We start from the raw sequence: 24512 nt of genomic DNA on the forward strand, positions 1-24512 counted from the left end.
TTGCTTGGGAGATGGTCTTGGTCGCGCAAGCTTCGGCGGGTTCAGCCGAAGCGCGGTGCGGCGCCGACCCGCAGGGGGATCGCGTGGATCGCGGGGCCGGCGGAGACGTAGAGGCGGTGCCCGTCCGGCCCGCCGATGGTGAGGTTCGCCGCCGTGCGCGGCGTCGCGATCCGCCCGAGGGGCGTTCCGTCGGGCGCGTAGATCCGCACCCCGTCCGCGCAGGCCGCGTAGAGGCGTCCGGCCGCGTCCACGGCGAGTCCGTCCGCGATACCGGCATCGAGGCGCGCGAAGGTCCGGGCCGGGCCGAGCCGCCCGTCCGCGAACGGGAGGGCCAGGATGGTGCGGGCCCCCTCCGGGTTCATGGCCGCACCGGCATCGGCGAGGTAGAAAGTCCGGCCGTCCGGCGCGAAGGCGAGGCCGTTCGGCTGGCCGGCCGCGTCCGTCATGGCCTCGACCCGGCCGGGCGCCGCCACGCGGTAGACGCGCCGCGCGGCCTGCGCGGGCTCGGCCATCACCCCCTCGTCGGGCAGGCGGATGCCGAAGACCGGATCGGTGAACCAGATCGCCCCGTCCGGACCGAGCACGGCGTCGTTCGGCGCATTCAGAGGCCTGCCCTCGAAGGCCTCCGCCAGCACCGTGAGGCGCCCGTCCGCCTCCCGGCGCACGACCCGGCGGCCGCGATGCTCGCAGGTGACGAGGCGCCCCGCGGCATCGAGCGTGTTGCCGTTGGCGTTGTTCGACGGGTCGCGCAGGCTGCGGGTCTCACGGGCCTCGGTGAGGACCCGGATGTGGTTGGCCTTCACGTCGCTGAAGACGAGGCCGCCGAGGGCCGGCGCCCAGCACAGGCCCTCGCACCAGCGCCCCTCGCGGTAGAGCGTCTCCAGGCGCGCGGCCGGATCGACGACCTCCCGCATGCGCGGATCGTCGATCCGCACCACGGGAGCGGCGGCCGCCGGCCGGGGCAGGGCGGCCCCGGCGAGGACGGCGAGCGTGCCGCGGAGGAGCGTGCGTCGATGGACCGGACGGCGATGCGGGGACATGCCCGGCCAACGCGTCGCGGGGCCGGACGATCCCGGCGCCCGGGACCGCGCCCGGGCGACGCCCCGTCAGAGGGCGCCCGCGAGGATCGCCACGCCCGCCGCCGCGATGGCGCCGCCGGAGAGGGCCGCCCCCCGGCCGCGGGTGAGGCCGCCCGCCGCGAGGCCGAGCCCGATCCCGGCCGCGTGCAGGAGCGCGGTCGCTGCCAGGAAGCCGGCGCCGTAGGCGAGGCCGGAGGCCGCCTCGGGCATTTCGGCGCCGTGGGCGTAGCCGTGGAACACCGCGAAGGCGGCCACCAGCAGGGTCGCGCCGACGAGCGGCAGGGAGAGGCCCATCGCGGCCGCGATCCCGAACGCCACGATGGAGAGGGCGATGCCGGCCTCCGCGTGGGGCAGGGCGATGCCGGCCATCCCGAGGAGGGCGCCCCCCGTCATCATCGTGAGGAAGGCCGCGGGCAGCAGCCACAGGGCGCGGCCGCCCCGGATCGCCGCGAGGAGGCCGACCGCCACCATCGCGAGCACGTGGTCGAGCCCGCCGAGGGGGTGCTGGAAGCCGTGCAGGAACCCGGCCGCGTCCCCGTGGCCCGGATGGGCGAGGGCGGGCAGGGGCAGGAGGAGCAGGGCGGCCGGCAGGGCGGCGAGGAGGCGCTTCATCGGTTTCGGGTCTCCGGGGGGAGGATGTCGGCGGAGGTGTCGGCGGAAAATTTCGGGCGCAGGCTGGACCGGTTGGGGCAGGCAGCGCAAGCCCGCGCCGTCCGGCTCCCGCACGCCAACCACCGCGGCGCCCCTCCGCATCAAGCGCGCCGGAGGCCCGGCGGTTCAGCGCGTGCCGGCGCTGCGGCGCGCGGCCTCGTCGGCGGCCAGCGCCGCAAGGTCCTCGCCGTCCACCCCGTCGACGGTCTTGCGGATCCGGAAGGCGCGGGTCGGCTCCCCCGCGCGCATTACCAGCACGACGGTCTCCAGGTCCGGGCAGCCCGGATCCGGGCAGGCGATCTCGTTCACGTTGACGGCATCGGCGGGCCCGAGGCCGAGGGTGGCGCCGACCTCAGCCTTGAGGCGCGCCGACTGGGCCGCCTGCTCCGCGGAGCGCGCCCGCCAGGTCTTGAGGCTGAGGAAGGCCATGGGAAGTTCGCTCCTCCGCGCAGGAAGCGTGTGACAGGTCGGGCGTTCAAGCTTAGGAAACGGGCGACATCCTGACGAGGAGACCCCCTTGCGACCCTGGCGGGAAGGGCCCGGCGACCGCCGCAGCTACCATCACGGCAACCTCAAGGAAGCCCTGATCGAGGCCGCGCGCCGCTTCATCGCCGAGCGCGGCATCGGCGGCTTCACGCTGGTCGACGCCGCCCGCCTCGTGGGCGTCACCCCCGCGGCCCTCTACCGCCACTTCCGCGGGCGCGAGGCGCTGCTGGAGGAAGTGGCCGGCCGCGGCTTCGCCGACCTTGCCGACCGCCTCGCCCGGGCCCTGACCTCGCGGGGCACGGCGCTGGAGCGCTTCACCCGCATGGGCGAGGCCTACCTGGCCTTCGCCGAGGAGGAGCCCGGCTACTACGCGGCGATCTTCGAGGTCCGCCGGGCCGGCCTCGCGGTCGAGGGCGCGCCGCGGCCGAGCCCGTTCGACCTGCTGGTCGAGGCCCTGCAGTCGACTTTCCCGGACGGGTTCGGCGGCATCGACCCGCGCTTCATCGCGCTCGAAGTCTGGGCCCTGTCCCACGGCCTCGCCACCCTGTCGGCCGCCGAGCAGCTGCCGCGCGGCCCCAGCGTGCCGGACAAGTACGAGCTCCTGCGGGCCGGCGTGCTGGCCCTCGTGCACGGCGCCGGCCAGCGGGGCGCCTGAGGCGGGGCCTCGCCAAATCGCGGCCTGCGAGCTTCGCTGCCCTTGAAACCCGCCGGGTGTGCCCGCATGTGAATGGGGTTCACATTTACATGGAGCCGTGAACCGTGAGCATTTCGTCCTCCTCTCCCTGGTCCGCGGGCAGGGCCTGCCGCAGCGGTCCCTTCCCCCGCCGATCCCTGGAGATCGGCGCCATCGTGGTCAGCTTCGTCTACTGGTGGCCCATCGCGGTCGCCTACATCGCCTGGAAGCTCGCGGGCTACCCGGCTCTCTCCGAGATGCGCGACCTCGCCCAGCGGGGCGTGTCCTCGTGGAACGGCGGCGCCCGGCCGGCCTCGCGCTTCGCCCGCGCCTTCGAGACCGCCAACGGCGGCACCGGCAACGCGGCCTTCGACGCCTATCGCCGGGCCGAGCTCGACCGGCTGGAGGCGCAGCGCCGCGCGCTCCAGGAGGAGAGCCGCGCCTTCGCGGAGTTCGTCGAGGAGCTGAAGCGGGCCAAGGACCGCGAGCAGTTCGACGCCTTCATGGCCAAGCGCCGCTCCGAGGGCAACGGCGGCACCCACACCGCCTGATCCCCGGCCAGACCTTCCGACGGCACCGCGGAGGGCTCCCCGTGAAAAGCGGGGAGCCCTCCTTGCGTCGGGCCGCACCTTCGGCCTTTCGTAGGCGCTCACCGGGGCCTGCAACCAGGGGCGGGCAACCGGAGGTCGGGAGGCGAGGGCGATGCAGGCGGGCGCGGCGAAGGTGACGGTGGTCGATCACCCCCTGGTGCAGCACAAGCTCACCCTCTTGCGCGACAAGGCGCGCTCCACGCAGGGCTTCCGGCGCCTCCTCAACGAGATCGGCATGCTGCTCGCCTACGAGGTGACCCGCGACCTGCCGCTCGAACCCGTCACCATCGAGACGCCGATCGAGCCCATGGAGGGCCGGCAGATCCAGGGCAAGAAGCTCGTGCTCGCCCCGATCCTGCGGGCCGGCGTCGGCTTCCTCGACGGGATGCTCTCCCTCGTCCCCTCCGCCCGCGTCGCGCATGTGGGCCTCTACCGCGACCCGGAGACGCTCGAGGCGGTGGAGTACTACTTCAAGGCGCCCTCCGACCTCGCGGACCGGACCGTCCTCGTGCTCGACCCGATGCTCGCGACGGCGAACTCGGCGGTCGCCGCCCTGCAGCGCCTCAAGGAGCGCGGCGCGCAGGACCTGCGCTTCGTCTGCCTGCTCGCCGCCCCCGAGGGCATCGCCCGGCTGCAGGAGGCCCACCCGGAGGTGCCGATCTGGACCGCCGCGATCGACCGGCACCTCAACGACCACGGCTACATCGTGCCGGGCCTCGGCGACGCGGGCGACCGGATGTACGGCACCCGCTGACGCCCGCGCGGCGAGCGCCGCCCTGGCTGGCCCCCTTGCCAAGCCTGCGGCGGACCGCAACTAGGGGCCGATACGGAGGAACCCCATGTCCGCTTCGACCCTGCCCGAGACCATGCGCCAGATCCGCTTCGAGGGCGCCGGCGGCCCGGAGGTGATCGGCGTCGAGACGGTGCCGCTCCCGGTGCCGGGGCCCGGCCAGGTCCTGATCGAGGTGGTCTCCGCGGGCATCAACCGGCCGGACGTGATGCAGCGGCAGGGCAACTACCCGCCGCCGAAGGGCGCCACCGAGGTGCCGGGCCTCGAAGTCGCCGGCCGCGTCGTCGCGCTCGGCGAGGGCGTCACCGGGCTCGCGCCGGGCGACGAGGTCTGCGCCCTGGTGATCAGCGGCGGCTACGCCGAGTTCGCGGTGGCCGAGGCCGCGCAGTGCCTGCCGAAGCCCGCGGCCCTCTCGCTCGCGGATGCGGGCGGCCTGCCCGAGACCTTCTTCACGGTCTATTCCAACGTGGTCCAGCGGGGCCGCCTGCAGGCGGGCGAGACCTTCCTGGTCCATGGCGGGTCGAGCGGCATCGGCTCGACGGCGATCCAGGTCGCCAAGCGCCTGGGTGCCCGGGTCATCACGACCGCGGGCTCCGCCGAGAAGTGCCGGTTCTGCGAGGAGCTCGGCGCCGACCACGCCATCAACTACCGCGAGGCGGACTTCGCCGAGGAGGTCAAGCGGATCACCGAGGGCAAGGGCGTCGATGTCATCCTCGACATGATCGGCGCGAAGTACCTGCAGAAGAACGTCAATTCCCTCGCCGTCGAGGGGCGCCTCGTGATCATCGCCTTCATGGGCGGCTACAAGGCGGACGCGCTGACCCTGACGCCGATCATGCTCAAGCGCCTGACGGTGACCGGCGCGACGCTGCGGGCCCGGCCGAACCGCGACAAGGCCGCGATCGCGGACGGCCTGCGCCGGGACGTCTGGCCGGACCTCGACGCCGGCACGGTCCGCCCGGTGATCCACGCGACCTTCCCGCTCGAAGAGGCCGGCAAGGCTCACGCCCTGATGGAATCGAGCGCGCACCTCGGCAAGATCCTGCTCCTCACCGGCCGCTGAGCCCGGCTTCTCCCGCGGGCAACAGGAACAACCGCCCGCAACCTCGCGTTTCCGGCCGTCACGAATTCGTGTCGCATGCGCGGCACCGCTCAGGTCGCTGGGCCAAAAACGCGAGAGGTTTCCGATGGTTGAGAAAGTTCCGGAGCAGGGCGCACGCCAGGGCGAGCGCGGCAAGCCGGTCCTGTGGGTGCTGCTGGCGAGCCTCGTCCTGCTCGCCATCGCGACGGTCGGCCTGATGACCTGGCAGGGTGCCAGCTCGCCGAAGGACTATGCCAGCCAGAGCCAGGACGCCTCCCGCAAGGAGATCACCGGCTCGGTCACGGGCCAGTCCAATGCGCCGTCCTCGTCGAACACGAGCAAGGTGCCGACCGAGAATCCGGCCTACCCGCAGCCGGCCCAGCCGAGCGCCAACGGCAACAAGTAAGCCTGCCCATTCCGGCCCGCCCCGGCGGTCCGCAGAAACTTTCGCGCGCCGGCCCGCCTCAGCGGGTCGGCACCGGCGTCTCGCCGCGGTAATCGTAGAAGCCGCGCTTCGACTTGCGGCCGAGCCAGCCGGCCTCGACGTACTTCACGAGCAGCGGGCAGGGCCGGTACTTCGAGTCGGCGAGCCCCTCGTAGAGGACCTGCATCACCGACAGGCAGGTATCGAGGCCGATGAAGTCGGCAAGCTGCAGCGGGCCCATCGGGTGGTTCGCGCCGAGCCGCATGGCCGTGTCGATGGATTCCACCGAGCCGACGCCCTCGTAGAGCGTGTAGATCGCCTCGTTGATCATCGGCAGCAGGATGCGGTTGACGATGAAGGCCGGGAAATCCTCGGACATCGTCGAGGTCTTGCCGAGCTTGGCGATGAACGCCTTGGCCGACTCGTAGGTCGGGTCCTCGGTGGCGATGCCGCGGATCAGCTCCACGAGCTGCATCACCGGAACCGGGTTCATGAAGTGGATGCCGATGAAGCGCTCGGGCCGGTCGGTCGCGGCAGCGAGCCGCGTGATCGAGATCGAGGAGGTGTTGGTCGCGACCAGCGCCTCGGGCTTGAGCGAGCTGCAGAGCGTCGAGAAGATCTGGCGCTTCGTCGCCTCGTCCTCCGTGGCGGCCTCGATGACGAGATCGCAGGGGTAGAGGTCGGCGAAGGCCGGCGCGGCCTGGATCCGGTCCAGGGCGGCGCGCTTCTGACCCTCGTCGATGGTTCCCTTGGTAAGCTGACGGCCGAGAGCGCCGGAGATGTTGGCCAGACCCGTCTCGATCCGGTTGGCCTCCCGGTCGTTCAGGAGGACATCGAGGCCGGCCATGGCGCAGACATGGGCGATACCGCTGCCCATCTGGCCCGCGCCGATGATGCCGACCCGCTTGATTTCGATGCCCATGTGTCCGTCCGCACCCTCGCTGGCACGCAGCCGAACCGACTGCCACAGTGGATTCTCGCCGGGCAACGGGCGGACAAGCCCTCTCGCGGCGGCGCAACGACCTTTTAGACCGATCCGGCCCGGGGGCGGAACCCGTCCGCGCCGAACCGGGCGGCGTCTGTCACGGGACCCGCCGGAAGACGGGTCCCGCGGCTCGGAACTAGCCCGATTACTGGCCCTTGACCTTACCGATCTCGGAGGACAGTTCCGGCACGACCTGGAACAGGTCGCCGACGAGCCCGTAATCGGCCACCTGGAAAATCGGCGCGTCCTCGTCCTTGTTGATCGCGACGATGACCTTCGAGTCCTTCATGCCGGCGAGGTGCTGGATGGCGCCCGAGATGCCGACCGCCACGTAGAGGTCGGGGGCAACCACCTTGCCGGTCTGACCGACCTGCCAGTCGTTCGGCGCGTAGCCCGCATCCACGGCCGCGCGCGATGCGCCGACGGCAGCGCCGAGGCTGTCGGCCAGCGGCTCGATCAGCTCCTTGAACTTGTCGGCCGAGCCGAGGGAGCGGCCGCCCGAGACGATGATGCGGGCCGAGGCCAGCTCCGGCCGGTCGGACTTGGCGATCTCCTCGCCCTTGAACGAGGCGCCGCCGGCCTCGGGCGCGGCCGCCGGGACGGCCTCGACCGCGGCGCTGCCGCCCTCCTCGGCCGCCTTGAAGGCTGCCGTGCGCACCGTGATGACCTTCTTGGGGCCCGGCGCCTGCACGGTCTGGATCGCGTTGCCGGCGTAGATCGGCCGCTCGAACGTGTCGGGCGAGACCACCTTGATGATGTCGGAGACCTGCGCGACGTCGAGGAGGGCGGCCACCCGCGGCAGCACGTTCTTGCCCGTGGTCGAGGCCGCGGCCACGATGGTGTCGTAGGGCTCCGCGATCGCCGCGATCAGCGCCGCCGTCGGCTCGGCCAGGGCGTGGTCGTAGGCCGCGTCCTCGGCGTTCAGCACCTTCTCGACGCCGGCGAGCTTCGCGGCGGCGTCGGCCGCCGCCTTGGAGCCCGAGCCGAGCACGAGCAGGTGGACCGGGCCGCCCATGTCCCGGGCAGCGGTGAGCGCCTTCAGCGACGCGTCCTTCACCGCGCCGTTGTCGTGCTCGACATAGAGCAGAGTCGTCATCGTGGTGGGGTTCCTCGGGTCGGGGACCCGCGGCGCCTGGAGGCTGCCGGCGGGCCCGGGATGGTTCGGGCGGGCGGGGCGGCGTCAGATGACGCCGGCTTCGACCTTGAGCTTCTGCACGAGGTCGGCGGCGGAGCCGACCTTGACGCCGGCCTGACGGCCCGGGGGCTCGACCGTCTTGAGAACCGTCAGCTTCGGCGTGACGTCGACCCCGAGGGCGTCGGGCGCCAGCTCCTCCAGCGGCTTCTTCTTGGCCTTCATGATGTTGGGCAGGCTCGCATAGCGCGGCTCGTTGAGGCGCAGGTCCGTGGTGACGATCGCCGGGAGCTTGAGGCCCACCGTCTGGAGGCCGCCGTCGACCTCCCGCGTCACGTCGATGCTGCCCTCGCCGAACTCGACCTTGAACGCGAAGGTGCCCTGGGGCCAGCCCAGCAGGGCGCCCAGCATCTGGCCGGTCTGGTTCGAGTCGTCGTCGATCGCCTGCTTGCCGAGGATGACGAGCTCGGGCGTCTCCTTCTCGACCACGGCCTTGAGGAGCTTGGCCACCGCCAGCGGCTCGCAGTTCACGTCGGTCTTGATCAGGATGGCGCGGTCCGCGCCCATGGCCAGCGCCGTGCGCAGCGTCTCCTGGGCCTGCTGCGGGCCGATCGAGACGGCCACGATCTCGGTGACCTTGCCCTTCTCCTTGAGCCGGATCGCCTCCTCGACGGCGATCTCGTCGAAGGGGTTCATCGACATCTTGACGTTGGAGAGCTCCACGCCGGAGCCGTCGGCCTTCACGCGGATCTTCACATTGTAGTCGACCACCCGCTTGACGGGCACCAGAACCTTCATGGCGGTCTCATTCCTCCGCGGGGATTGTTCTTCGGCAGCCGAGTGCATCGGTCTCTCGACCGGAGCCCCCCGCACAGGGCGCGGACCGTAACGGCCACATTTCCGCCTTGTCAACGCGGCCGGCCGCCCCGCCCGGTTGAGCGGCTCACGGCCCGGGCGCGGGCACAACCGGTGCTTGCGGATGGTTCTCGCGGATCGTTCGGCTGCCGGCTCGTCTACCGGTTCTTGCCCGGCACCCAGAGGACGTCGCTCGCGCCGTTCCCGTTGGCGGTGCGGCTCGCCACGAACAGGAAGTCCGACAGGCGGTTGAGGTACTGGATCGCCTCCGGCGAGACGGTCTCGCCCGGGAGCCCGGCGAGCTCAACGGCGAGGCGCTCGGCCCGACGGCAGACGGTGCGGGCGAGGTGGAGCGCCGCGGAGGCCGGCGAGCCGCCCGGCAGGACGAAGGACTTCAGCGGCGCGAGGTCCGCGTTGAGGGCGTCGATGTCCGCCTCGAGGCGCTTCACCTGCGAGGCGACGACGCGCAGGGGCTCGTAGGGCAGCGGCTCCGGGCTCGGCGGCGTGGCGAGGTCGGCGCCGAGGTCGAACAGGTCGTTCTGGATCGCCGACAGCATGCCGTCGAGGCGCGCATCGGCGTGGAGCCGGGCGAGGCCGACGCAGGCGTTGGTCTCGTCGACGGTGCCGTAGGTCTCGACCCTCAGGTCCGCCTTCGAGCGGCGCTCGCCGTTCGCGAGCGCCGTGGTGCCCTTGTCGCCGGTGCGCGTGTAGATGCGGTTGAGCGTGACCACCGGCGTTCCCTGTCCCGACAGCTCAGAACGTGTAGCCGAGCTTGCCCCCGAAGTTGGTCAGGCCGCGGTTGTCGGCGCAGAGGCCCGCGTTCGACATGTGCTCGACCGTCGCCATGATGCTCCAATGCTCGGTGAGACGGAAGCCCAGGGCGGCCGCCTCGCGGAAGAGCGGGCTGCAGCCCAGCGTGTTGAAGCCGTAGGGCGTGCCGGACTTCGGACCCGTGTAGCCGTTGTGGGCCGCGCCGCCGAAGAAGCCTTCGAGGAAGACGCGGCGCCCGAGCGTCTCGGGGAAGAGGTCCACCGTCCAGGTGCCGCCGATATAGGCGTAGCTCGTGCGGCCGCCGGTGTTGTAGCTGCCGCCGACCGTGGGGCGGGGCACGAAGGCCTGCCAGAACGGGTCGAGGCTCACCACCGGCTTGGCGAACAGGATCTCGCCGTTGACGTTCTCGGTGGCGAAGCCCCGGGCCTTGCCCTCGGCGCTGCCGGGATCCTGCACCGCGCCGCCGATCCGCACCTCGGAGACGATGCTCATGGGCTGCACCGGCGCCGCGTAGACGGGGGCGCGGGCGGGCACGCCGAGATCCGCCGCCGCTGCGGGAAGCACGCCGGTCAGGAGCGTCGCGCCGAGGGCGAGGCGGAGGATGTTGATGGCCATGGGCAAACGGTGATCCGGTTGAACCGTCCGTCACTACCATGGGGGCTGCCGGCAGCGGCAGGTTGTGCCGGGCGCTGAGCGTCGAAAATCATCCCGCAGCCGCGCGATCTCCGGCCTGTGCGGCGCGACCGCCACACCTTCGGCCGCCGGCCCGGCTCAGGCGGAGCGCCACCACACGACACCCATGATGATCACGATGGCCACGAACTGCAGCAGCACCCGCAGGCGCATCAGGCGCTGCGAGAGGTTGGCGCTCCCGCCCCGCATCATGTTGGCGAGGCCGAAGAGGAGCACCACGGCCACCGCGAGGCAGGCCAGGAGAACGAGGGTGTTGGAGGACATCAATCGGCGATCGGTTGGTGGCGGGTGCCCGCAACATAGGCGCGGACCTTGGCCGGGGGCAGGGGCCCCGGCCGGTCAGTTCCGTCGCAGCAGGCGTTCGAAGTAGTCGAGCTCCTCGCGCGAGCGGGTCGGGTCGCCGAGCTTGCGCCGGAGCTCCTCCATGATGCGGCGGGCGCGCTGCACGGCGGATTCGTCGGCGCCCGGCACGCGGACCCGGCCGTCCGACATGTCGCGGCCGCGGGTCGGGCGTCCGAGCGGGTCGTCGTCGCGGGCGCCGGCCTGGCCCTGCTGGCTCGGGTTCTGGCCGCCCTCCTGCTCGCCCTGGCCCTCGCCCTCAGCCATCTCCTGCATCTGCTGCTGCATGCCCTCCGCGCCGCGCTTCAGCCCGTCGAGGGCGCGGCCCTGGGCGTCGACCGCCTCGCCCTCCTTGCCCTGGCGCAGGGCGTTCTCGGCCTCCCGCATGGCGTCCTCGGCGTCCGAGAGACCTTCCTCGCCCTTCGCGCCGTTCTCCTTCATGCGGCGCTGGAGATCCTCCAGGCGCTGCCGCAGCGCCTGCTGGCGCTCGCCCACGCCGCCCTCGCCCTGCTGACCCTGTCCCTGCTGGCCCTTCTGGCCTTGCCCGCGCTGGCCCTGCTGCTGCTCGCCCTGGCCCTGCTGGGGCTGGCCCTGTCCCTGCTGGCCCTTCTGGCCCTGGCCGCGCTGCTGCGGACGCTGGCCCTGGCTCTCGCCGCCGCGCTTCTGCTGGCCGTCCTTGAAGGTCTCGTCGCGCAGCTCCTGCTGGTCGCGGCTCATCTGGTCGAGTTCGCGCATCTGCTCGCGCATCGCCTTGGCGGTCGGGTCGGACTTGCCGCCCTGCTCGGCGCTCTGGAGGTTCTCGAGGATGTTGCGCAGCTGCTCCATCAGGCGCTGCGCCTCGGCGGTGTCGCCGCGCTTCATCGCCTCGGCCATGTCGCGCAGCATCTTGTCGAGGTCTTCCGGGGTGACGGTCTTCGACTGCTGGTTGCCCTGCTGCTGGCGCTCGCCCTGCTTGCCGGGCTCCCGGCCCTGGCGCTGGGCGAACTCCTTCATGAACTTGTCCAGCGCCTGCTTGAGGTCCTCGGTGAGGCGCTTGATCTCGTCGTCCGGCGCGTTGCGGTCGATCGCCTCCTTGAGCCGGTCCTGCGCCTGGCGGAGCTGCTTCTCGGCGTCCGAGAGGTCGCCGTCCTCGATCTTGAGGGCCATCTCCCAGAGGAGGTCGGCGACCTCCGTGAGGCCCTCGTCGCTGTCGGCCTTGCGCAGGCGCCGGGCCGCGGTCTTGAGGCCGAGGAAGACGCTCGGGTTCGGGGTGAACAGGTCGGGCGCGACGAGGAGCGCGTCGAGGGCGCCCTGCGCGTGGCGCCGGCCCTCGTCGGGGCCGGTCACGAGGCGGCGGCGCTCCTCGGCCAGCGCGCGCGCCAGCGGATCCCGGAACGGCCGGGCCGGCAGCGTCATCTCCACCGGCGCCGTGCGGCCCTCCTGCCCGGCCTCGTCCTTCACGACGATCGAGAAGCGCACCCGCGCCCCCGACCAGGGATTGTCGGTGAGGTCGACCAGGGTCTTCGTGTCGGTCTCCCCCGAGGCGTCGCCCGGCAGCGCCAGGGCGATGCGCGGCGGCGGCACCAGCGCGCGGGCGGGCTTCAGGGGCTCGACCAGGCCCTCCGCCGAGGCGATGCCGTAATCGTCCTTGGCGCGGTAGGTCAGGTTGAAGGTGCCGCGGCCGTTCACCTCCGGCCCGCCGACGCTGCGCACCTCCGGTGGGTTGTCGGGGATCGCCTCGACGATCAGGCGCTGCGTCTGGCCGCCCGTGGCGATGCTGAGTTCGGCCAGCGGCCCGACGATCTGGAACCGGTCCTCCCGCAGGTCGGGCCGCGCCTCCTTGCCGGGGAGCGGCCTCAGGCCGGGATTGGGGGTCAGCGCGGCCTCGCCCTCGCCGGCGACCCGCACGATCAGGGTCGCGTTCACGGGCGCGCGCAGGCGCTGCTCGCCGCCGGTCATGGTCACGATGAGGGGCGGCAGCCGCGTGTAGAGGGGCGGGTCGATCCAGCCGTCGACCCGGAAGCTCGGGGCGGCGGGCGGCGGCTCGTGCCAGTCGAACGCGGCGCCGAGGCGCACGCGCCACTCGGGCCCCGCCACGAACAGGCTTGCGACCGCCGCCACGATCAGCCCGGCGCGGAGCGCGTAGGGGTCGTGGCGCGGCATCATCGGGCGCGGCAGGCCGACCCGCAGCCGCGCCACCGCGGCTGCGGCGCGCCGCTGGTGGAGCTCCCAGAGCGCGCGGGTGGCCGGGTCGGCGGCGCCGATCGCCAGGGTGTCCTCCACGGCAGCGGCCGGGTTGTGGGCGAGCCCGCCCTCGCGCGCCTGCGCCTCCCGGTCGATGCGGGCGAGGGCCGCGCGCCGGTCCGGCCGGCGCAGCCGCAGGACCGGCAGGAGGGCGAGGCCCAGGATCAGCGCGAAGGCCGCGATCCCGCCCATGCGGGCGGCGGGCGGCAGGTCGAGCCAGAGGCCGAGCCAGGAGGCCGCCAGGAAGGCGAGCCCGACGCCGAGGCCCCGCCACAGGATGGGCCAGGCCCGCTCCCACAGGCCGGCGGCCTGGGCCTGGCCGACGAGCGCATCGAGGCGCGCCCGCACCGGGCTCTGACTGGGTCTCGGATCCTGTCCTGTCACGCTCGCGATCGTCCCCGGCGCCTGCCCGCACGGTCAGCCTACCATGGTGGGGGAGGGCGGCCAGCGGGTCAAATCCGCCCAGGCGCCGCGCCGACGCGGCGCCCTCGGCATTCGATGCCCTTGCCTCCGCAACCGTTATGCGTAAACGTCCCGCCGGGGAGGATGGTATGCCGCCTTATCAACTGCGGGTTGCCTGGCGGGAGCCGAACGGCGTCGTCCGCACCCCGGTCTGCGACGAGGCGATCCACGCGCCCAGCCTCCGGGACGCCATCGCGGTCGCGCTCTCCCGCTCCCAGCAGCTCCTGGCGGATCGCACGAACCTCGCCTGGCTGGTGGATGCCGAGGGCCACATGGCCTGGACGCTGCGCATGGACGACACCAACGCCGAGCCCGTCTGAGGGCACGCGGCGCGCTTAGCTCCCGAACCCGATCGGGTCCCGCCCCGTTCCCCCGCAGCCGAACCGGGTGCCGTCGCATCCGCGGCCGTGAGACCTGCGCCCATGTCCGACGACGTCCAGCAATTCGCCAGCGACAACTATTCCGGGATCTGTCCGGAGGCGTGGACGTCCATGGAGGCAGCCAATCGCGGCCACGCGCCGGCCTACGGCGAGGATGCCTGGACGACGCGCGCCGCGGACGGCTTCCGGGCGCTGTTCGAGACGCCCTGCGAGGTGTTCTTCGCGTTCAACGGCACGGCGGCGAACTCGCTGGCCCTCGCGGCCCTCTGCCAGTCCTACCACAGCGTGATCTGCGCCGATTCGGCCCACGTGGAGACGGACGAGTGCGGCGCGCCGGAGTTCTTTTCGAACGGCTCGAAGCTCCTCACCGCCCGGACCTTCGACGGCAAGCTGACGCCGGAGGCGATCCGGGCGCTCGCCACGAGCCGCACCGACATCCACTACCCGAAGCCGCGGGTCGTCACCCTGACGCAGCCGACCGAGACCGGGCAGGTCTACACGGTCGCCGAACTGCGGGCGATCTCGGCGGGGTGCCGCGCGCTCGGCCTGAGCTTGCACATGGACGGGGCCCGCTTCGCCAACGCCTGCGCCAGCCTCGGCTGCAGCCCCGCCGACATGACCTGGCGCGCGGGCATCGACGTGCTCTGCTTCGGGGGCACCAAGAACGGCATGCACGCGGGCGAGGCGGTGCTGTTCTTCGATGCCCACCTCGCGGAGGATTTCGACTACCGCTGCAAGCAGGCGGGCCAGCTCGCCTCGAAGATGCGCTTCCTGGCAGCGCCCTGGGTCGGCATGCTGGAGGGCGGCGCCTGGCTGCGCTACGGCGCCCACGGCAACGCCTGCGCGCGGCGCTTCGCGGAGGCGGTGGCGGGTCTGCCGGGCGTCGCGCCGATGTTCCCCGTGGAGGCCAACGCCGTCTTCCTGCGCATGGCGCCGGCCCTGATGGAGGCCCTGCGGGCGCGGGGCTGGCGCTTCTACACCTTCATCGGAGGCGGCGCCCGCTTCATGTTCGGCTGGGATGCGCGGGAGGAACGGATCGACGCGCTGATCGGCGACCTGCGCGCGCTCGCCGCCGACGCGTGAGCGTCAGGCCAGCCAGTCCGGCACCCGGTCGAGGCCGATCAGCTCCTCGTAGGTCTGGCGCGGGCGCACGACGGCCGCGTCCGCGCCGCGCACGAGCACCTCCGGCACGAGGCGGCGGCTGTTGTAGGTCCCGGCCTGCACGGCCCCGTAGGCGCCCGCCGTCATCACGGCGAGGAGATCGCCGGCCCTGACATCCGGCATCTCCCTGTTCAGCGCGAGGTAGTCGCCGCTCTCGCAGACGGGGCCGACCACGTCGGCGACGGCGCGGGGCGCGTCGGGGGCCGGCTCGGCGACGGGCCGGATCGCGTGGTAGGCCTCGTAGAGGGTGGGGCGGATCAGGTCGTTCATCGCGCCGTCGACGATCACGAAGGTGCGGCCCTCGCTGTGCTTCACGTAGATCACGCGGGTCACGAGGATGCCGGCGTTGCCGGCGATCATCCGGCCGATCTCGAAGACGGGGCGCAGGCCGAGGGGCGCGAAGTGGGGGCGCAGGGTCGCGGCGAGGGCTGCGGGGTCGGGCGGGGGCGCGTTGTCGTCCCGGTAGGGGATGCCGAGGCCGCCTCCGAAATCGATGTGGTGGAGCGCGTGGCCCGCCGCCATCAGGTCGCGGGCGAGGTCCGCGAGCAGGCGCGCGGCGCTCTCGAAGGGCGCGAGGTCGGTGATCTGGCTGCCGATGTGCATGTCGACGCCCGTCACCGCGAGGCCCGGCATCCGGGCCGCCTCGGCGTAGACCGCGGGCGCGCGGCTGATCGGGATCCCGAACTTGTTCTCGTACTTGCCGGTGGAGATCTTGGCGTGCGTGCCCGCGTCTACGTCCGGGTTGACGCGGATCGAGACCGGCGCCCGGCGGCCCATGCCGTCGGCGACAGCGGAGAGCGTCGCGAGCTCCGGCTCGCTCTCGACGTTGAAGCAGAGGATTTCGGCCTCCAGCGCGGCGCGCATCTCCTCCGGCGTCTTGCCGACGCCCGAGAACACGATGCGGCCCGGGTCGACGCCCGCCGCGAGGGCGCGGCGCAGCTCGCCCTCGGAGACGATGTCCATGCCGGCGCCCTGGCGGGCGAGGGTGCGGAGCACCGCCTGGTTCGAGTTCGCCTTCATGGCGAAGCAGACGAGGGCATCGTCGCCCGCGAAGGCCTCCGCGAACACCCGGTAGTGCCGCTCCAGCGTGGCCGAGGCGTAGCAGTAGAACGGCGTGCCGACCGTGTCGGCGAGGTGCGTGAGGTCGACGTCCTCCGCGTGGAGGCGGCCGTCGCGGTACTGGAAGTGATGCATCGTCGCGGGAACGCCTAGAGTCGGTCCGGGAGAAGCGGCGACCGGCTCTCCGGCAGGGCCGACGACATCATAGGATCCTAGAGGATCGGATCCAGGAAGAACGGGTCTTTCGGGACGACGTATCCGCGCTTGGCGCCGCGGCTCGTCTGGATCGGCGCCTCGGTGCCGGCGGGCGGCACCGCCGAGGCGGGCAGCTCGTCGCCGTCCTGCACGGCCGCCGCGTTCGGGGCCGTGGCGCCGCCGCCGAGACCGACGCTGTTCGGCACGGAGCGGCCGCTGGCCGGTGCCGGCGGCCCGGCCCGGCCGGCGCGCGCGGAGCCGTCCGGCGGCTCGAGCGAGCCCCGGCGGCCGCAGGCCGAGGTCGCCAGCGCGACGAGCGCCACCGCGGCGAGGAGCTTCAGGGCACGGCTGGGCGGCATCGACGACGGGTCCGGGAACGCTGGGGATCGAGGGCGCCGCGCGGGAGACCCACGGGCACGCCGTACCTTAGCGGTTGGCGCGGTCGGATGCGAGCGCCCCCGCGCAACAGGTCTCCCCGAGCTTGACGGCGGGCCTTCAGCCCTTCCGGTTGCTCTGCGTGGCCTGATAGGCGTCGATCGCCCGGCGGCAATTCTCGGACAGCTTCGGCCAGTTCTTCTTGAAGCAGGCGTCGGTCGCCGGATCGTCGGGATCGAGGTTGCCGCAATAGGTCAGGTAATCGCCCGTGCAGTACTTCTTCAGGGTCTCGTTGCCGCGCTTCGGCTCGGCGGACCCCGCGGTCGGGACGGCGAGGGACGCGGCGACCCCGAGCGCGAGGGCAAGGGACGTCAGCTTCAGGGCCATGGAGTCTCGTTCCGTCTCGTTGGTGGGGGATGCGCCCGCATGATGCGTTTGCGTGGTCGAAACAAGGCATGCAACCGGCGATTCGGCAGCGCCCGGGATATTTAGGCCCTCCGTCCCGACGCGTCGATGAACGGGGCGCGGCGGGCCGGCGAAGGCCGGATCGACCCGGCGCTCAGCTGCGCGCGGCGGCCGGAAAGGCGGCGACCGCGGGGAGCCGCTCGCGCCCGGTCACCGCATCGGCAACCTCGACGATGCGGCGGCGCAGCTCCGCGTTCTCGCGCTGATAGGCCTCGGTGCCCTTGGAGAGGGCCTGGGCCAGGGCGTCCTCGGCCACCGAGAGGCTGGCCCGCAGGGCGTCGCGCTCGGCGACGAGATCCGCGGGGGCGGTGGCGGCCTTCTCTCCGGCCGACGCGCTCGCGCGCGCCGCGAGGAGCGCGTCGAGGAGGTCCGCGTGGGCATCCTCCAGGGCGTGCAGGGTCGCGAGGCCGGCCGCACCCTCGTCGCGCGCGGTGTCGAGCTCGCCCTCCAGACGGACGCGGGTGGCGTTGGCCCGCACGATCTCGCCGTCGCGCTCGGAGAGAGTCCTGTCCCGCGCCTCGACGTCCCGGGCGAGGGCGGCGATCTCCAGGGTGCGGGCACCGACCTCGGCCATGTCGGCGTGGCGCTTCGCCCGCGCCGCCTCGACCTTCCGCTCCAGGCGGCGCTGTTGGACGGCAAACTGGGCGCGCAGGAAGTCCTTCTCGGCGGCGATCTCCCCGGCCGACAGCGGCATCAGCGCCGCGGCGCGCCGCTGCGCGAGGCGCTTCGCCCGCGCGTTCAGGGCCGGCAGCAGCAGCAGGGCGCAGAGGCTCGCGGCGAGGAAGCCCAGCCCGAAGACCATCAGGGTTTCGATCACGCGTTCACGCTCGTCCGCACGTCCGTCCGCCGGCGCAGGGCCGGGGGCACGCTCCATAGCCCATCTTCGCGCAGGCCGGGCAAGTTTCGCAAGGCGGCCGGCCCGCCGAGGCAATGCTGCGCCGTGCGCCGGCCTGCTTTCGGACGAAGCGCGACCCTGCGCCTCAGAACGGGTTCCAGGTCGGCTGCGACGTGAACTTCAGGTAGCCGACATTGATCCCGAGGCGGGCGCCGACGCCGCTGCGGATCGGCACGACCACGATGCCGTCGGCGGTGGCGGCCGTCATGCCGAAGCCGCCGACGAGGTAGGCCGAGCCGTCCACGCCGCCGAAGCGGCGGTAGAGGTCGCGGACCGAGGTCAGGTTGTAGACCAGCATCATGGTGCGGGCGCCGTCGCCGCCGACGTCGAAGCCGAGGGTCGGGCCCTGCCAGTAGACCCGGCGCTGGCCGGCGTTGCGGGTGTACAGGGTGCCCTCGCCGTAGCGCAGGCCGCCCACGATGGCGCCGGAGGCCTCCTGGCCGAGGATGTAGCCGTTCGGCTCCCCCCAGCGGCGGGTCGCCTCCTGCACGGTGAGCGCGAGGCCGCGCGAGACCGTGCCGAAGAAGCGGTGGCCCGAATCGACCACCTCCGAGGCGCGGAAGCTCTCCGGGCTGCCGGGGTCGTCCGCCGGGCGCGCCAGGGCGGCGGGCCCCGCGAGCGCCGCGAGGCTCGCGCCGGCCAGGAGCGCCGAGAGGGCGCGGCGTCGGGTCAAAACGGTCGTCATGGCTTCCTCCTCGCCTCGGCGGTGCGGCCGCGGGTTCGCCCCGCAGCCCGCTCGGGTGCCGGTGGACAGGCGGCACAACCGGCGCCCCCGGCCCGTTCCGCCTCGCCATCGCGGCCGGACCGCCGCAGGATCCCCGGCATCGAACCGGCAGCGCCGCACCGGAGCGACGACGGAGCTTTCCGCCGGACCGGGATGGTTTCAGGATGTGGTTAACACGGCGTAACTTCGGCCTCGGCGCCCGATGTCTCGCGGCCGCCGCGGCCCATCCCCGCATCGCCGCGGCCCGGCGGTCACGATCATCGGTGGCCGGCTTTACCCGTTCGGCGAGGCGGAGCGCCGGGCTAGGCCGGCTCTCGCGGCAGAGACCGAGGCCCGCTGGCCGGGCCTCGTTCGCCTCAGCGCGGCGCATCCGTCGGACTGACGGAGGCGGCCGCCCGGCGCCGGTCGATCGCGACGGCAGGGATCTGGATTCCCTGCGCCGCGGCGGGGTCGCCGAGCGCCGCGAAGGGGCCGTTCCGGTAGGCCCGGGCCTGATGGGCGTAGGTCATGGGGCCCGCGGCGGTGAGGACGCAACCGCCCGCCATGGCGACCACGTGATCGCCCGCGGCGGTGTCCCACTCCATGGTGGGCCCGAACCGCAGGTAGATGTCGGCTTCCCCCGAGGCGATCAGCCCGAACTTGAGGGCCGAGCCGGCCCCGCGACGGGCGGCGATGGGGAGGCCCGACAGGCAGGCCTCCGTCTCCGGGTCCCCGTGACGCCGGCTGACGAGGGCGGTGAGGCCATCCGAGGGCGCCGTCCGGGCGCGCACCGGCCGCCCGCCCTCAGGGCGGCCCTCCCGGATCGCCGCCTCGCGGGTCTCGGTACCGGCGATCCAGACGCGGCCGAGGGCGGGGGCGGCGAGCGCCGCGGCGACCGGACGCGTGCCGGCGACGAGCGCGATGTTGACCGTGTACTCGGGCGTGCCGGCCAGGAACTCGCGGGTGCCGTCGAGGGGATCGACGAGGAAGAAGAGCGGCCCCGGCGGCACGTCGTGGCAGGTCTCCTCGGCGATCACGGGGATCTCCGGGAAGCGCTCGCCGAGGGCCGCGAGGATCAGCCGCTCGGCCTCCAGGTCGGCGATGCTGGAGGGTGAGCCGTCATCCTTGAAGACGTGGGGGCAGGAACCGCCGTGATGGGCGCGCAGCACCTCGCCGGCCGCGCAGGCGATCTCGGCGAGGGCCGCCGCGACGCGGCCGCGCTCGGGGTCCGAAAGGGTCGTCATCGAGCGGTCTTGCCCGAGGCGTCCGGGCTTGTCGAGCCGGCACACGTGGCGGTCGTAACGCTTTTCAAAGACTGACGTGGCGTCTATCCGTGCCCGACGACGAACAGGTTTGAGCCGCCGCGCCGCGGCTCGAACCGCCGTCCCGACTCCGATGAACCTTGCGCGGAGCGCGCCATGACCACCGTGAACCTCGACGCCCTCGATCTCTCGGCCCTCCTGTGCTCCCGCGTCTGCCACGACGTCATCAGCCCGGTCGGGGCGATCGTGAACGGCCTGGAGGTTCTGGAGGACGACAGCGACCCGTCGATGCGCGAATTCGCCCTCGACCTGATCCGCAAGAGCGCCCGCCAGGCCTCCGCGCGCCTGCAGTTCGCCCGCATCGCCTTCGGGGCCGCGGGCTCCGCGGGGGCGTCGATCGACCTCGCCGACGCCGAGAAGGTCTCGCGCGGGATGTTCGCGGACGACAAGACGCAGCTCACCTGGAGCGCCCCGCAGGCCCTGTTCCCGAAGAACAAGGTCAAGCTCCTCCTCAACCTCGTGATGATCGCCCAGATGGCGATCCCGCGCGGCGGCAGCATCGACGTGAAGGTGACGGGCACCGGCGAGGCGCCGCAGCTGCTCCTCACCGCGACGGGGTCCCACGCGCGCATCCCGCCCCACGTGGAGGATCTCCTCGCCGGCGCCTCGGAGAGCGGCACCGTGGACGCCCACGGGATCCTGGCCTTCTACGCCGGGCTCGTCGCCCGCGCGGCCGCCATGGACGTGCGCCTCACGATCGACGACGCCACCGTGACGGTGCTCGCCGAGCCGACCGCCGCGAAGGCCGAGCCCGAGGCGCCCGCGCAGGCCGACCCGGTCGAGGGCACGCGCCCGAGCGACAGCGAGGCGCCCGACACGGCCCTCGCCTAGGTTCCGACGAGTCCGAAGACCAATTTTTGATCACCGGTTCGGCGCCGCAATCGGGGCCGACCGCTTGGCCGGCGGTCTCCCGCGCCGGCTCGCCGGCCGCGCTGCTCCAAAAGCCCGCGCTCGTTGGTCGAAAATGTTCAACGTCGGCGAATGAAAGCCTGCGGGCCCCTCGGCGCCCGCAACGCTTCCCTAACCCATCCCCCTCACAATCCTGACAGATCGGACCCCAATGCAGACGTGAATCGAGACCGCCGATGGACGACTTGCTGCGTGAATTCCTGACCGAGAGCAGTGAGCATCTCGATACCGTCGATACCGAGCTCGTCCGGTTCGAGCAGGACCCGAACAACGAAACGATCCTGCGCAACATCTTCCGCCTGGTGCACACTATCAAGGGCACCTGCGGCTTCCTCGGCCTGCCGCGCCTCGAAGCCCTGGCGCACGCCGCCGAGACCCTGATGGGCAAGTTCCGCGACGGCCTGCCGGCGACCTCGGCCTCCGTCACCCTGATCCTCGCGACCCTCGACCGCCTCAAGGCCATCCTGGCCGACCTCGAGACCACCGGCACCGAGCCGGCCGGCGCCGACGACGACCTGATCGGCGCCCTGGAGCGCATGGCTGAGGCGCCCCCCGAGGCCGCTCCCGCCCCGGCGATGCCCGCACCCCCGCCCATGCTGCCCGAGATCGCGCTGCCGGAGCCGGTGATGCGGGAGCTGAAGCCCGGCGAGGTTTCCCTCGACGATCTGGAGGCCGCCTTCCTGGCCGCGCCTGGCCCCGACGAGGAGCCGGAGCCCGCGCTCCCCGTGCCCGCCCCGATCCAGGCCGCCCCGCCGCCGGCCCCCGTCGCGCCGCCCGCGCCGGTCGCCGAGGCGCCGCCCGCGCGGGCTCCCGAGGCCCCCGCCGAGGGCGAGGCCGGCATCGCCAAGGTGCAGACGATCCGCGTGAACGTCGACACCCTCGAGCACCTGATGACGATGGTGTCCGAGCTGGTGCTGACCCGCAACCAGCTCCTCGAGATCGCCCGGCGCCACGAGGACACCAGCTACAAGGTGCCGCTGCAGCGGCTCTCCCACGTCACCGCCGAGCTGCAGGAGGGCGTCATGAAGACGCGCATGCAGCCGATCGGCAATGCCTGGCAGAAGCTGCCCCGCGTGGTGCGCGACCTCTCGGCCGAACTCGGAAAGCAGATCGAGCTGGTGATGCTCGGGGCCGAGACCGAGCTCGACCGGCAGGTCCTCGACGTGATTAAGGATCCGCTGACCCACATGGTCCGCAACTCCGCGGACCACGGCCTGGAATCGACCGCCGAGCGCGTCGCCGCCGGCAAGCCCGCCCGCGGCACCATCCGGCTCGCCGCCTATCACGAGGGCGGCACGATCACGATCGAGATCGCCGACGACGGCAAGGGCCTCGACCTCGCCGCGATCCGCCGGAAGGCGGCCGAGCGCGGCCTCGGCAGCCAGGCCGACATCGAGAAGATGACGGACGCGCAGGTCGCGAAGTTCATCTTCCACGCCGGCTTCTCCACCGCCAAGGCGGTGACCTCGGTTTCGGGCCGCGGCGTCGGCATGGACGTCGTCAAGACGAACATCGAGACCATCGGCGGCGTCGTCGACATCAACACCCAGCTCGGCAAGGGCACCACCTTCACGATCAAGATCCCGCTCACCCTCGCGATCGTGGCGGCCCTGATCGTCCGGTCGGGCGAGCATCGCTTCGCGGTGCCGCAGGTCGCGGTGCTGGAGCTGGTGCGGGTCGATGCGGCCTCCGCCCAGAAGATCGAGCGCATCAACGGCTCGCCGGTGCTGCGCCTGCGCGAGCGGCTCCTGCCGGTGGTGACCCTCTCCGGCCTCCTCGGCCAGGCGGAGGGCAGCGAGGTCCAGAGCGGCTTCGTGGTGGTGGCCCAGGTCGGCCGCCAGCGCTTCGGCATCCTCGTCGACGAGGTCTTCCACACGGAGGAGATCGTCGTGAAGCCGATGTCCTCCAAGCTCCGCCACATCCCGCTGTTTGCCGGCAACACCATCCTGGGCGACGGCGCGGTGGTGCTCATCGTCGACCCGAACGGCGTCGCTCGCCAGGTCAGCCAGACTTCCCAGGGCGCTGGGATGCCGAGCGAGGCCGAGGCCGAGGAGGCCGAGGCCGGCGACGCGAAGGCGACGCTCCTCGTCTTCAAGGGCGGCAACAACACCTACAAGGCGGTCCCCCTCTCCCTCGTCACCCGGCTCGAAGAGATCGACGCCGCCAAGGTCGAGTGGCTCGGCGGGCGTCCGCTCATCCAGTACCGCGGCCGCCTGATGCCGCTCGTCCCCGCCGACGAGGCGATCAGCATCCGCGCCTCCGGCACGCAGGCCCTCGTGGTCTTCTCCGACGGCGAGCGCGCGATGGGCCTCGTGGTCGACGAGATCGTCGACATCGTCGAGGACAAGCTCGACATCGAGATCACCGCCGAGCGCTCCGACCTCATCGGCTCGGCGGTGCTGCGGGGCCGGGCGACCGACATCATCAACATCGCCCACTTCCTGCCGCTCGCCTACGACGACTGGGCGCGGGGCCCCCGCAAGGCGGAGAAGCGCAGCGCCACGCTGCTCCTCGTCGACGACTCGGCCTTCTTCCGCGACATGCTGACCCCGGTCCTCAAGGCCGCCGGCTACAACGTGGTCGCTGCCGCGAGCGCCGAGCAGGCCCTTGCGGCCCTCCAGGGGAGCGCCCGCATCGACGTCGTGGTGACGGACCTCGAGATGCCCGGCCGCAGCGGCTTCGACCTCGTGGCCGCGATGCGCGGAGCCGACCGCCGCCTCGCGGCGATCCCGGTGATCGGCCTCTCGGCCTCCGTGGCGCCGGACGCCATCGAGCGCGCCCGCGCGCTCGCCATGACGGACCTCGTGGCGAAGTTCGACCGCAGCGGCCTGATCGCGGCGCTCGCCGAGGTCGAAACCGTCACCCTCGCGCACGCCGCCTGAGCCAGGATTTTCGGAGACCAGCGATGATGCAGGCCGCCAACACCAACGCCGCGGAAGCCGGCGCGACGGAAGAGTTCGTCACCGTCTTCGTCGGCGAGACCATGTTCGGTCTCGCCATCAACCGGGTGCACGACGTGTTCATTCCCTCGGGAATCACGCCGGTGCCCCTCGCGCCTCCGGAGATCGTCGGCCTGCTCAACCTGCGCGGCCGGGTGGTCACCGCCCTGTGCCTGCGCCGCCGCCTGGGGCTCGCGCCCGCCGAGAACCGGGACGCGACCAAGATGGCCATCGGCCTGGAGCAGGGGGGCGAGACCTTCGCGCTCGTGGTCGACGGGGTCGGCGAGGTGCTGAAGCTCGGCGCCGAGACCCACGAGCCGGTCCCGATCAACCTCGACGGGGCCTGGCGGGCCCTGGCGCTGGGCGTCCACCGCCTGGACGGGCGCCTCCTGATCATCCTCGACGTCGACGCGCTGCTGGCCTTCGGGGCCGGGCGCCTCGGCGCCGCCGCGGCCTGACCTCCCGAGAGTGCGTGCGATGAAGACCTGTCTGGTGGTCGACGATTCCGCGGTGATCCGCAAGGTGGCGCGCCGAATCGTCGAAGCCCTCGGCCTGACCGTCGGCGAGGCCGAGGACGGCGTCCTCGCCCTCCGGAAATGCGCGTCCGAGATGCCGGACGTCATCCTGCTCGACTGGAACATGCCGAACCTCGACGGCTACGCCTTCCTGCGGGAACTCCGCCAATCGGAGGGCGGGCACCACCCCAAGGTGCTGTTCTGCACGACTGAGAACGATGTCGGCGCGATCGCCCGGGCGCTCCGGGCCGGGGCCGACGAGTACATCATGAAGCCCTTCGACCGCGACATCCTGACAGCGAAGCTCGCCCAGGTCGGCCTCGCCGCCGACGCCGCCTGATGGACCCAGCCGGTCCCCGA

27 protein-coding genes are annotated in these 24512 nt (G+C 72.6%); 11 read left to right on the top strand and 16 right to left on the bottom strand.

The genetic code is table 11. The features are described 5' to 3' along the window. Positions 1–41 precede the first annotated feature (41 nt). From ACLBXP_RS23145 to ACLBXP_RS23155, 3 genes are all read right to left on the bottom strand, one after another. Positions 42–1040: an SMP-30/gluconolactonase/LRE family protein gene (locus ACLBXP_RS23145; RefSeq protein WP_447670186.1), complete on the bottom strand. Its 999-nt coding sequence runs from the start codon at positions 1038–1040 to the stop codon at positions 42–44. Between the two features lie 66 nt (positions 1041–1106). Then, positions 1107–1691 carry a HupE/UreJ family protein gene (locus ACLBXP_RS23150; protein WP_447670187.1) on the bottom strand — a complete coding sequence of 195 codons (585 nt, stop codon included), beginning with the start codon at positions 1689–1691 and terminating at the stop codon, positions 1107–1109. Positions 1692–1856: 165 nt separating this feature from the next. Next, a complete protein-coding gene (locus tag ACLBXP_RS23155; RefSeq protein WP_447670188.1) occupies positions 1857–2159 on the bottom strand; it encodes a hypothetical protein in 303 nt (100 codons plus the stop codon). Positions 2160–2247: 88 nt separating this feature from the next. On the opposite strand from ACLBXP_RS23155, the gene ACLBXP_RS23160 reads away from it, so the two are divergent. The 5 genes from ACLBXP_RS23160 to ACLBXP_RS23180 all read left to right on the top strand — a co-directional run bounded on the left by ACLBXP_RS23160 (position 2248) and on the right by ACLBXP_RS23180 (position 5756). Beyond that, entirely contained in the window at positions 2248–2871 is a 624-nt protein-coding gene (locus tag ACLBXP_RS23160; protein ID WP_447670189.1) for a TetR/AcrR family transcriptional regulator, read from the top strand. Between the two features lie 104 nt (positions 2872–2975). Next, positions 2976–3440, top strand: coding sequence for a DUF2852 domain-containing protein (locus ACLBXP_RS23165; protein ID WP_447670190.1), 465 nt, complete (start codon positions 2976–2978; stop codon positions 3438–3440). Positions 3441–3591: 151 nt separating this feature from the next. After that, positions 3592–4233, top strand: a complete 642-nt coding sequence (gene upp / locus ACLBXP_RS23170) for a uracil phosphoribosyltransferase (RefSeq protein WP_447670191.1) — start codon at positions 3592–3594, stop codon at positions 4231–4233. Between the two features lie 85 nt (positions 4234–4318). Then, complete coding sequence (locus tag ACLBXP_RS23175) at positions 4319–5332, top strand: NAD(P)H-quinone oxidoreductase (RefSeq protein WP_447670192.1); 1014 nt, start codon at positions 4319–4321, stop codon at positions 5330–5332. A gap of 124 nt (positions 5333–5456) precedes the next feature. Further along, the gene (locus tag ACLBXP_RS23180) at positions 5457–5756 is read left to right on the top strand and encodes a hypothetical protein (RefSeq protein ID WP_447670193.1); all 300 of its coding nucleotides are present in this window, start codon (positions 5457–5459) and stop codon (positions 5754–5756) included. A 58-nt stretch (positions 5757–5814) separates the two neighbouring features. Here the strand turns inward: ACLBXP_RS23180 and ACLBXP_RS23185 are convergent, their stop codons facing one another. From ACLBXP_RS23185 to ACLBXP_RS23215, 7 genes are all read right to left on the bottom strand, one after another. Beyond that, a complete protein-coding gene (locus ACLBXP_RS23185; RefSeq protein ID WP_447670194.1) occupies positions 5815–6696 on the bottom strand; it encodes a 3-hydroxybutyryl-CoA dehydrogenase in 882 nt (293 codons plus the stop codon). A 208-nt stretch (positions 6697–6904) separates the two neighbouring features. Beyond that, positions 6905–7855 carry an electron transfer flavoprotein subunit alpha/FixB family protein gene (locus ACLBXP_RS23190; RefSeq protein ID WP_447670195.1) on the bottom strand — a complete coding sequence of 317 codons (951 nt, stop codon included), beginning with the start codon at positions 7853–7855 and terminating at the stop codon, positions 6905–6907. 84 nt (positions 7856–7939) lie between these two features. Further along, the gene (locus tag ACLBXP_RS23195) at positions 7940–8689 is read right to left on the bottom strand and encodes an electron transfer flavoprotein subunit beta/FixA family protein (RefSeq protein WP_447670196.1); all 750 of its coding nucleotides are present in this window, start codon (positions 8687–8689) and stop codon (positions 7940–7942) included. Between the two features lie 215 nt (positions 8690–8904). Then, positions 8905–9477 carry a cob(I)yrinic acid a,c-diamide adenosyltransferase gene (locus ACLBXP_RS23200; RefSeq protein ID WP_447670197.1) on the bottom strand — a complete coding sequence of 191 codons (573 nt, stop codon included), beginning with the start codon at positions 9475–9477 and terminating at the stop codon, positions 8905–8907. A gap of 22 nt (positions 9478–9499) precedes the next feature. Next, positions 9500–10132: an acyloxyacyl hydrolase gene (locus ACLBXP_RS23205; protein WP_447670198.1), complete on the bottom strand. Its 633-nt coding sequence runs from the start codon at positions 10130–10132 to the stop codon at positions 9500–9502. Positions 10133–10288: 156 nt separating this feature from the next. After that, positions 10289–10474, bottom strand: coding sequence for a twin transmembrane helix small protein (locus ACLBXP_RS23210; protein WP_447670199.1), 186 nt, complete (start codon positions 10472–10474; stop codon positions 10289–10291). Positions 10475–10549: 75 nt separating this feature from the next. After that, a complete protein-coding gene (locus tag ACLBXP_RS23215) occupies positions 10550–13156 on the bottom strand; it encodes a TIGR02302 family protein (protein ID WP_447670200.1) in 2607 nt (868 codons plus the stop codon). A gap of 167 nt (positions 13157–13323) precedes the next feature. Between ACLBXP_RS23215 and ACLBXP_RS23220 the strand changes: the two genes are divergently transcribed. Further along, on the top strand, positions 13324–13554 hold the full coding sequence (locus tag ACLBXP_RS23220; RefSeq protein WP_447670201.1) for a hypothetical protein: 231 nt from the start codon (positions 13324–13326) through the stop codon (positions 13552–13554). A gap of 102 nt (positions 13555–13656) precedes the next feature. Then, complete coding sequence (locus ACLBXP_RS23225; RefSeq protein WP_447670202.1) at positions 13657–14697, top strand: threonine aldolase family protein; 1041 nt, start codon at positions 13657–13659, stop codon at positions 14695–14697. 3 nt (positions 14698–14700) lie between these two features. On the opposite strand, the gene lysA is transcribed toward ACLBXP_RS23225, so the two are convergent. The 6 genes from lysA to ACLBXP_RS23255 form a co-directional block, all read right to left on the bottom strand. After that, entirely contained in the window at positions 14701–15969 is a 1269-nt protein-coding gene (gene lysA / locus ACLBXP_RS23230; RefSeq protein ID WP_447670203.1) for a diaminopimelate decarboxylase, read from the bottom strand. Between the two features lie 77 nt (positions 15970–16046). Beyond that, the gene (gene lptM / locus ACLBXP_RS23235; protein ID WP_447670204.1) at positions 16047–16388 is read right to left on the bottom strand and encodes an LPS translocon maturation chaperone LptM; all 342 of its coding nucleotides are present in this window, start codon (positions 16386–16388) and stop codon (positions 16047–16049) included. Positions 16389–16524: 136 nt separating this feature from the next. Continuing rightward, positions 16525–16791 (bottom strand): 3',5'-cyclic-nucleotide phosphodiesterase, encoded by a 267-nt coding sequence (locus tag ACLBXP_RS23240; protein WP_447670205.1) that lies wholly within the window; start codon positions 16789–16791, stop codon positions 16525–16527. A gap of 172 nt (positions 16792–16963) precedes the next feature. Then, positions 16964–17686: a hypothetical protein gene (locus tag ACLBXP_RS23245; protein WP_447670206.1), complete on the bottom strand. Its 723-nt coding sequence runs from the start codon at positions 17684–17686 to the stop codon at positions 16964–16966. Between the two features lie 163 nt (positions 17687–17849). Further along, a complete protein-coding gene (locus ACLBXP_RS23250; RefSeq protein WP_447670207.1) occupies positions 17850–18449 on the bottom strand; it encodes a DUF1134 domain-containing protein in 600 nt (199 codons plus the stop codon). Positions 18450–18844: 395 nt separating this feature from the next. Beyond that, the gene (locus ACLBXP_RS23255; RefSeq protein ID WP_447670208.1) at positions 18845–19711 is read right to left on the bottom strand and encodes a 3'(2'),5'-bisphosphate nucleotidase CysQ family protein; all 867 of its coding nucleotides are present in this window, start codon (positions 19709–19711) and stop codon (positions 18845–18847) included. A gap of 174 nt (positions 19712–19885) precedes the next feature. Between ACLBXP_RS23255 and chpT the strand changes: the two genes are divergently transcribed. The 4 genes from chpT to ACLBXP_RS23275 all read left to right on the top strand — a co-directional run bounded on the left by chpT (position 19886) and on the right by ACLBXP_RS23275 (position 24492). After that, a complete protein-coding gene (gene chpT, locus ACLBXP_RS23260; RefSeq protein ID WP_447670209.1) occupies positions 19886–20620 on the top strand; it encodes a histidine phosphotransferase ChpT in 735 nt (244 codons plus the stop codon). A gap of 254 nt (positions 20621–20874) precedes the next feature. Beyond that, positions 20875–23580, top strand: coding sequence for a hybrid sensor histidine kinase/response regulator (locus tag ACLBXP_RS23265; RefSeq protein WP_447670210.1), 2706 nt, complete (start codon positions 20875–20877; stop codon positions 23578–23580). A 26-nt stretch (positions 23581–23606) separates the two neighbouring features. Continuing rightward, positions 23607–24095 (top strand): chemotaxis protein CheW, encoded by a 489-nt coding sequence (locus tag ACLBXP_RS23270; protein ID WP_447670247.1) that lies wholly within the window; start codon positions 23607–23609, stop codon positions 24093–24095. A 19-nt stretch (positions 24096–24114) separates the two neighbouring features. Beyond that, positions 24115–24492, top strand: coding sequence for a response regulator (locus ACLBXP_RS23275; RefSeq protein WP_447670211.1), 378 nt, complete (start codon positions 24115–24117; stop codon positions 24490–24492). Positions 24493–24512 lie beyond the last annotated feature (20 nt).

It is taken from the genome of Methylobacterium sp. A54F, assembly GCF_053346035.1.

Bases quoted from the DNA above. Each gene is read 5' to 3' on its own strand.
- ACLBXP_RS23145 (WP_447670186.1), bottom strand. From the start codon at position 1,040: ATGTCCCCGCATCGCCGTCCGGTCCATCGACGCACGCTCCTCCGCGGC.
- ACLBXP_RS23150 (WP_447670187.1), bottom strand. From the start codon at position 1,691: ATGAAGCGCCTCCTCGCCGCCCTGCCGGCCGCCCTGCTCCTCCTGCCC.
- ACLBXP_RS23155 (WP_447670188.1), bottom strand. From the start codon at position 2,159: ATGGCCTTCCTCAGCCTCAAGACCTGGCGGGCGCGCTCCGCGGAGCAG.
- upp (WP_447670191.1), top strand. From the start codon at position 3,592: ATGCAGGCGGGCGCGGCGAAGGTGACGGTGGTCGATCACCCCCTGGTG.
- ACLBXP_RS23175 (WP_447670192.1), top strand. From the start codon at position 4,319: ATGTCCGCTTCGACCCTGCCCGAGACCATGCGCCAGATCCGCTTCGAG.
- ACLBXP_RS23180 (WP_447670193.1), top strand. From the start codon at position 5,457: ATGGTTGAGAAAGTTCCGGAGCAGGGCGCACGCCAGGGCGAGCGCGGC.
- ACLBXP_RS23185 (WP_447670194.1), bottom strand. From the start codon at position 6,696: ATGGGCATCGAAATCAAGCGGGTCGGCATCATCGGCGCGGGCCAGATG.
- ACLBXP_RS23190 (WP_447670195.1), bottom strand. From the start codon at position 7,855: ATGACGACTCTGCTCTATGTCGAGCACGACAACGGCGCGGTGAAGGAC.
- ACLBXP_RS23195 (WP_447670196.1), bottom strand. From the start codon at position 8,689: ATGAAGGTTCTGGTGCCCGTCAAGCGGGTGGTCGACTACAATGTGAAG.
- ACLBXP_RS23205 (WP_447670198.1), bottom strand. From the start codon at position 10,132: ATGGCCATCAACATCCTCCGCCTCGCCCTCGGCGCGACGCTCCTGACC.
- ACLBXP_RS23210 (WP_447670199.1), bottom strand. From the start codon at position 10,474: ATGTCCTCCAACACCCTCGTTCTCCTGGCCTGCCTCGCGGTGGCCGTG.
- ACLBXP_RS23220 (WP_447670201.1), top strand. From the start codon at position 13,324: ATGCCGCCTTATCAACTGCGGGTTGCCTGGCGGGAGCCGAACGGCGTC.
- ACLBXP_RS23225 (WP_447670202.1), top strand. From the start codon at position 13,657: ATGTCCGACGACGTCCAGCAATTCGCCAGCGACAACTATTCCGGGATC.
- lysA (WP_447670203.1), bottom strand. From the start codon at position 15,969: ATGCATCACTTCCAGTACCGCGACGGCCGCCTCCACGCGGAGGACGTC.
- lptM (WP_447670204.1), bottom strand. From the start codon at position 16,388: ATGCCGCCCAGCCGTGCCCTGAAGCTCCTCGCCGCGGTGGCGCTCGTC.
- ACLBXP_RS23240 (WP_447670205.1), bottom strand. From the start codon at position 16,791: ATGGCCCTGAAGCTGACGTCCCTTGCCCTCGCGCTCGGGGTCGCCGCG.
- ACLBXP_RS23250 (WP_447670207.1), bottom strand. From the start codon at position 18,449: ATGACGACCGTTTTGACCCGACGCCGCGCCCTCTCGGCGCTCCTGGCC.
- ACLBXP_RS23255 (WP_447670208.1), bottom strand. From the start codon at position 19,711: ATGACGACCCTTTCGGACCCCGAGCGCGGCCGCGTCGCGGCGGCCCTC.
- chpT (WP_447670209.1), top strand. From the start codon at position 19,886: ATGACCACCGTGAACCTCGACGCCCTCGATCTCTCGGCCCTCCTGTGC.
- ACLBXP_RS23265 (WP_447670210.1), top strand. From the start codon at position 20,875: ATGGACGACTTGCTGCGTGAATTCCTGACCGAGAGCAGTGAGCATCTC.
- ACLBXP_RS23270 (WP_447670247.1), top strand. From the start codon at position 23,607: ATGCAGGCCGCCAACACCAACGCCGCGGAAGCCGGCGCGACGGAAGAG.
- ACLBXP_RS23275 (WP_447670211.1), top strand. From the start codon at position 24,115: ATGAAGACCTGTCTGGTGGTCGACGATTCCGCGGTGATCCGCAAGGTG.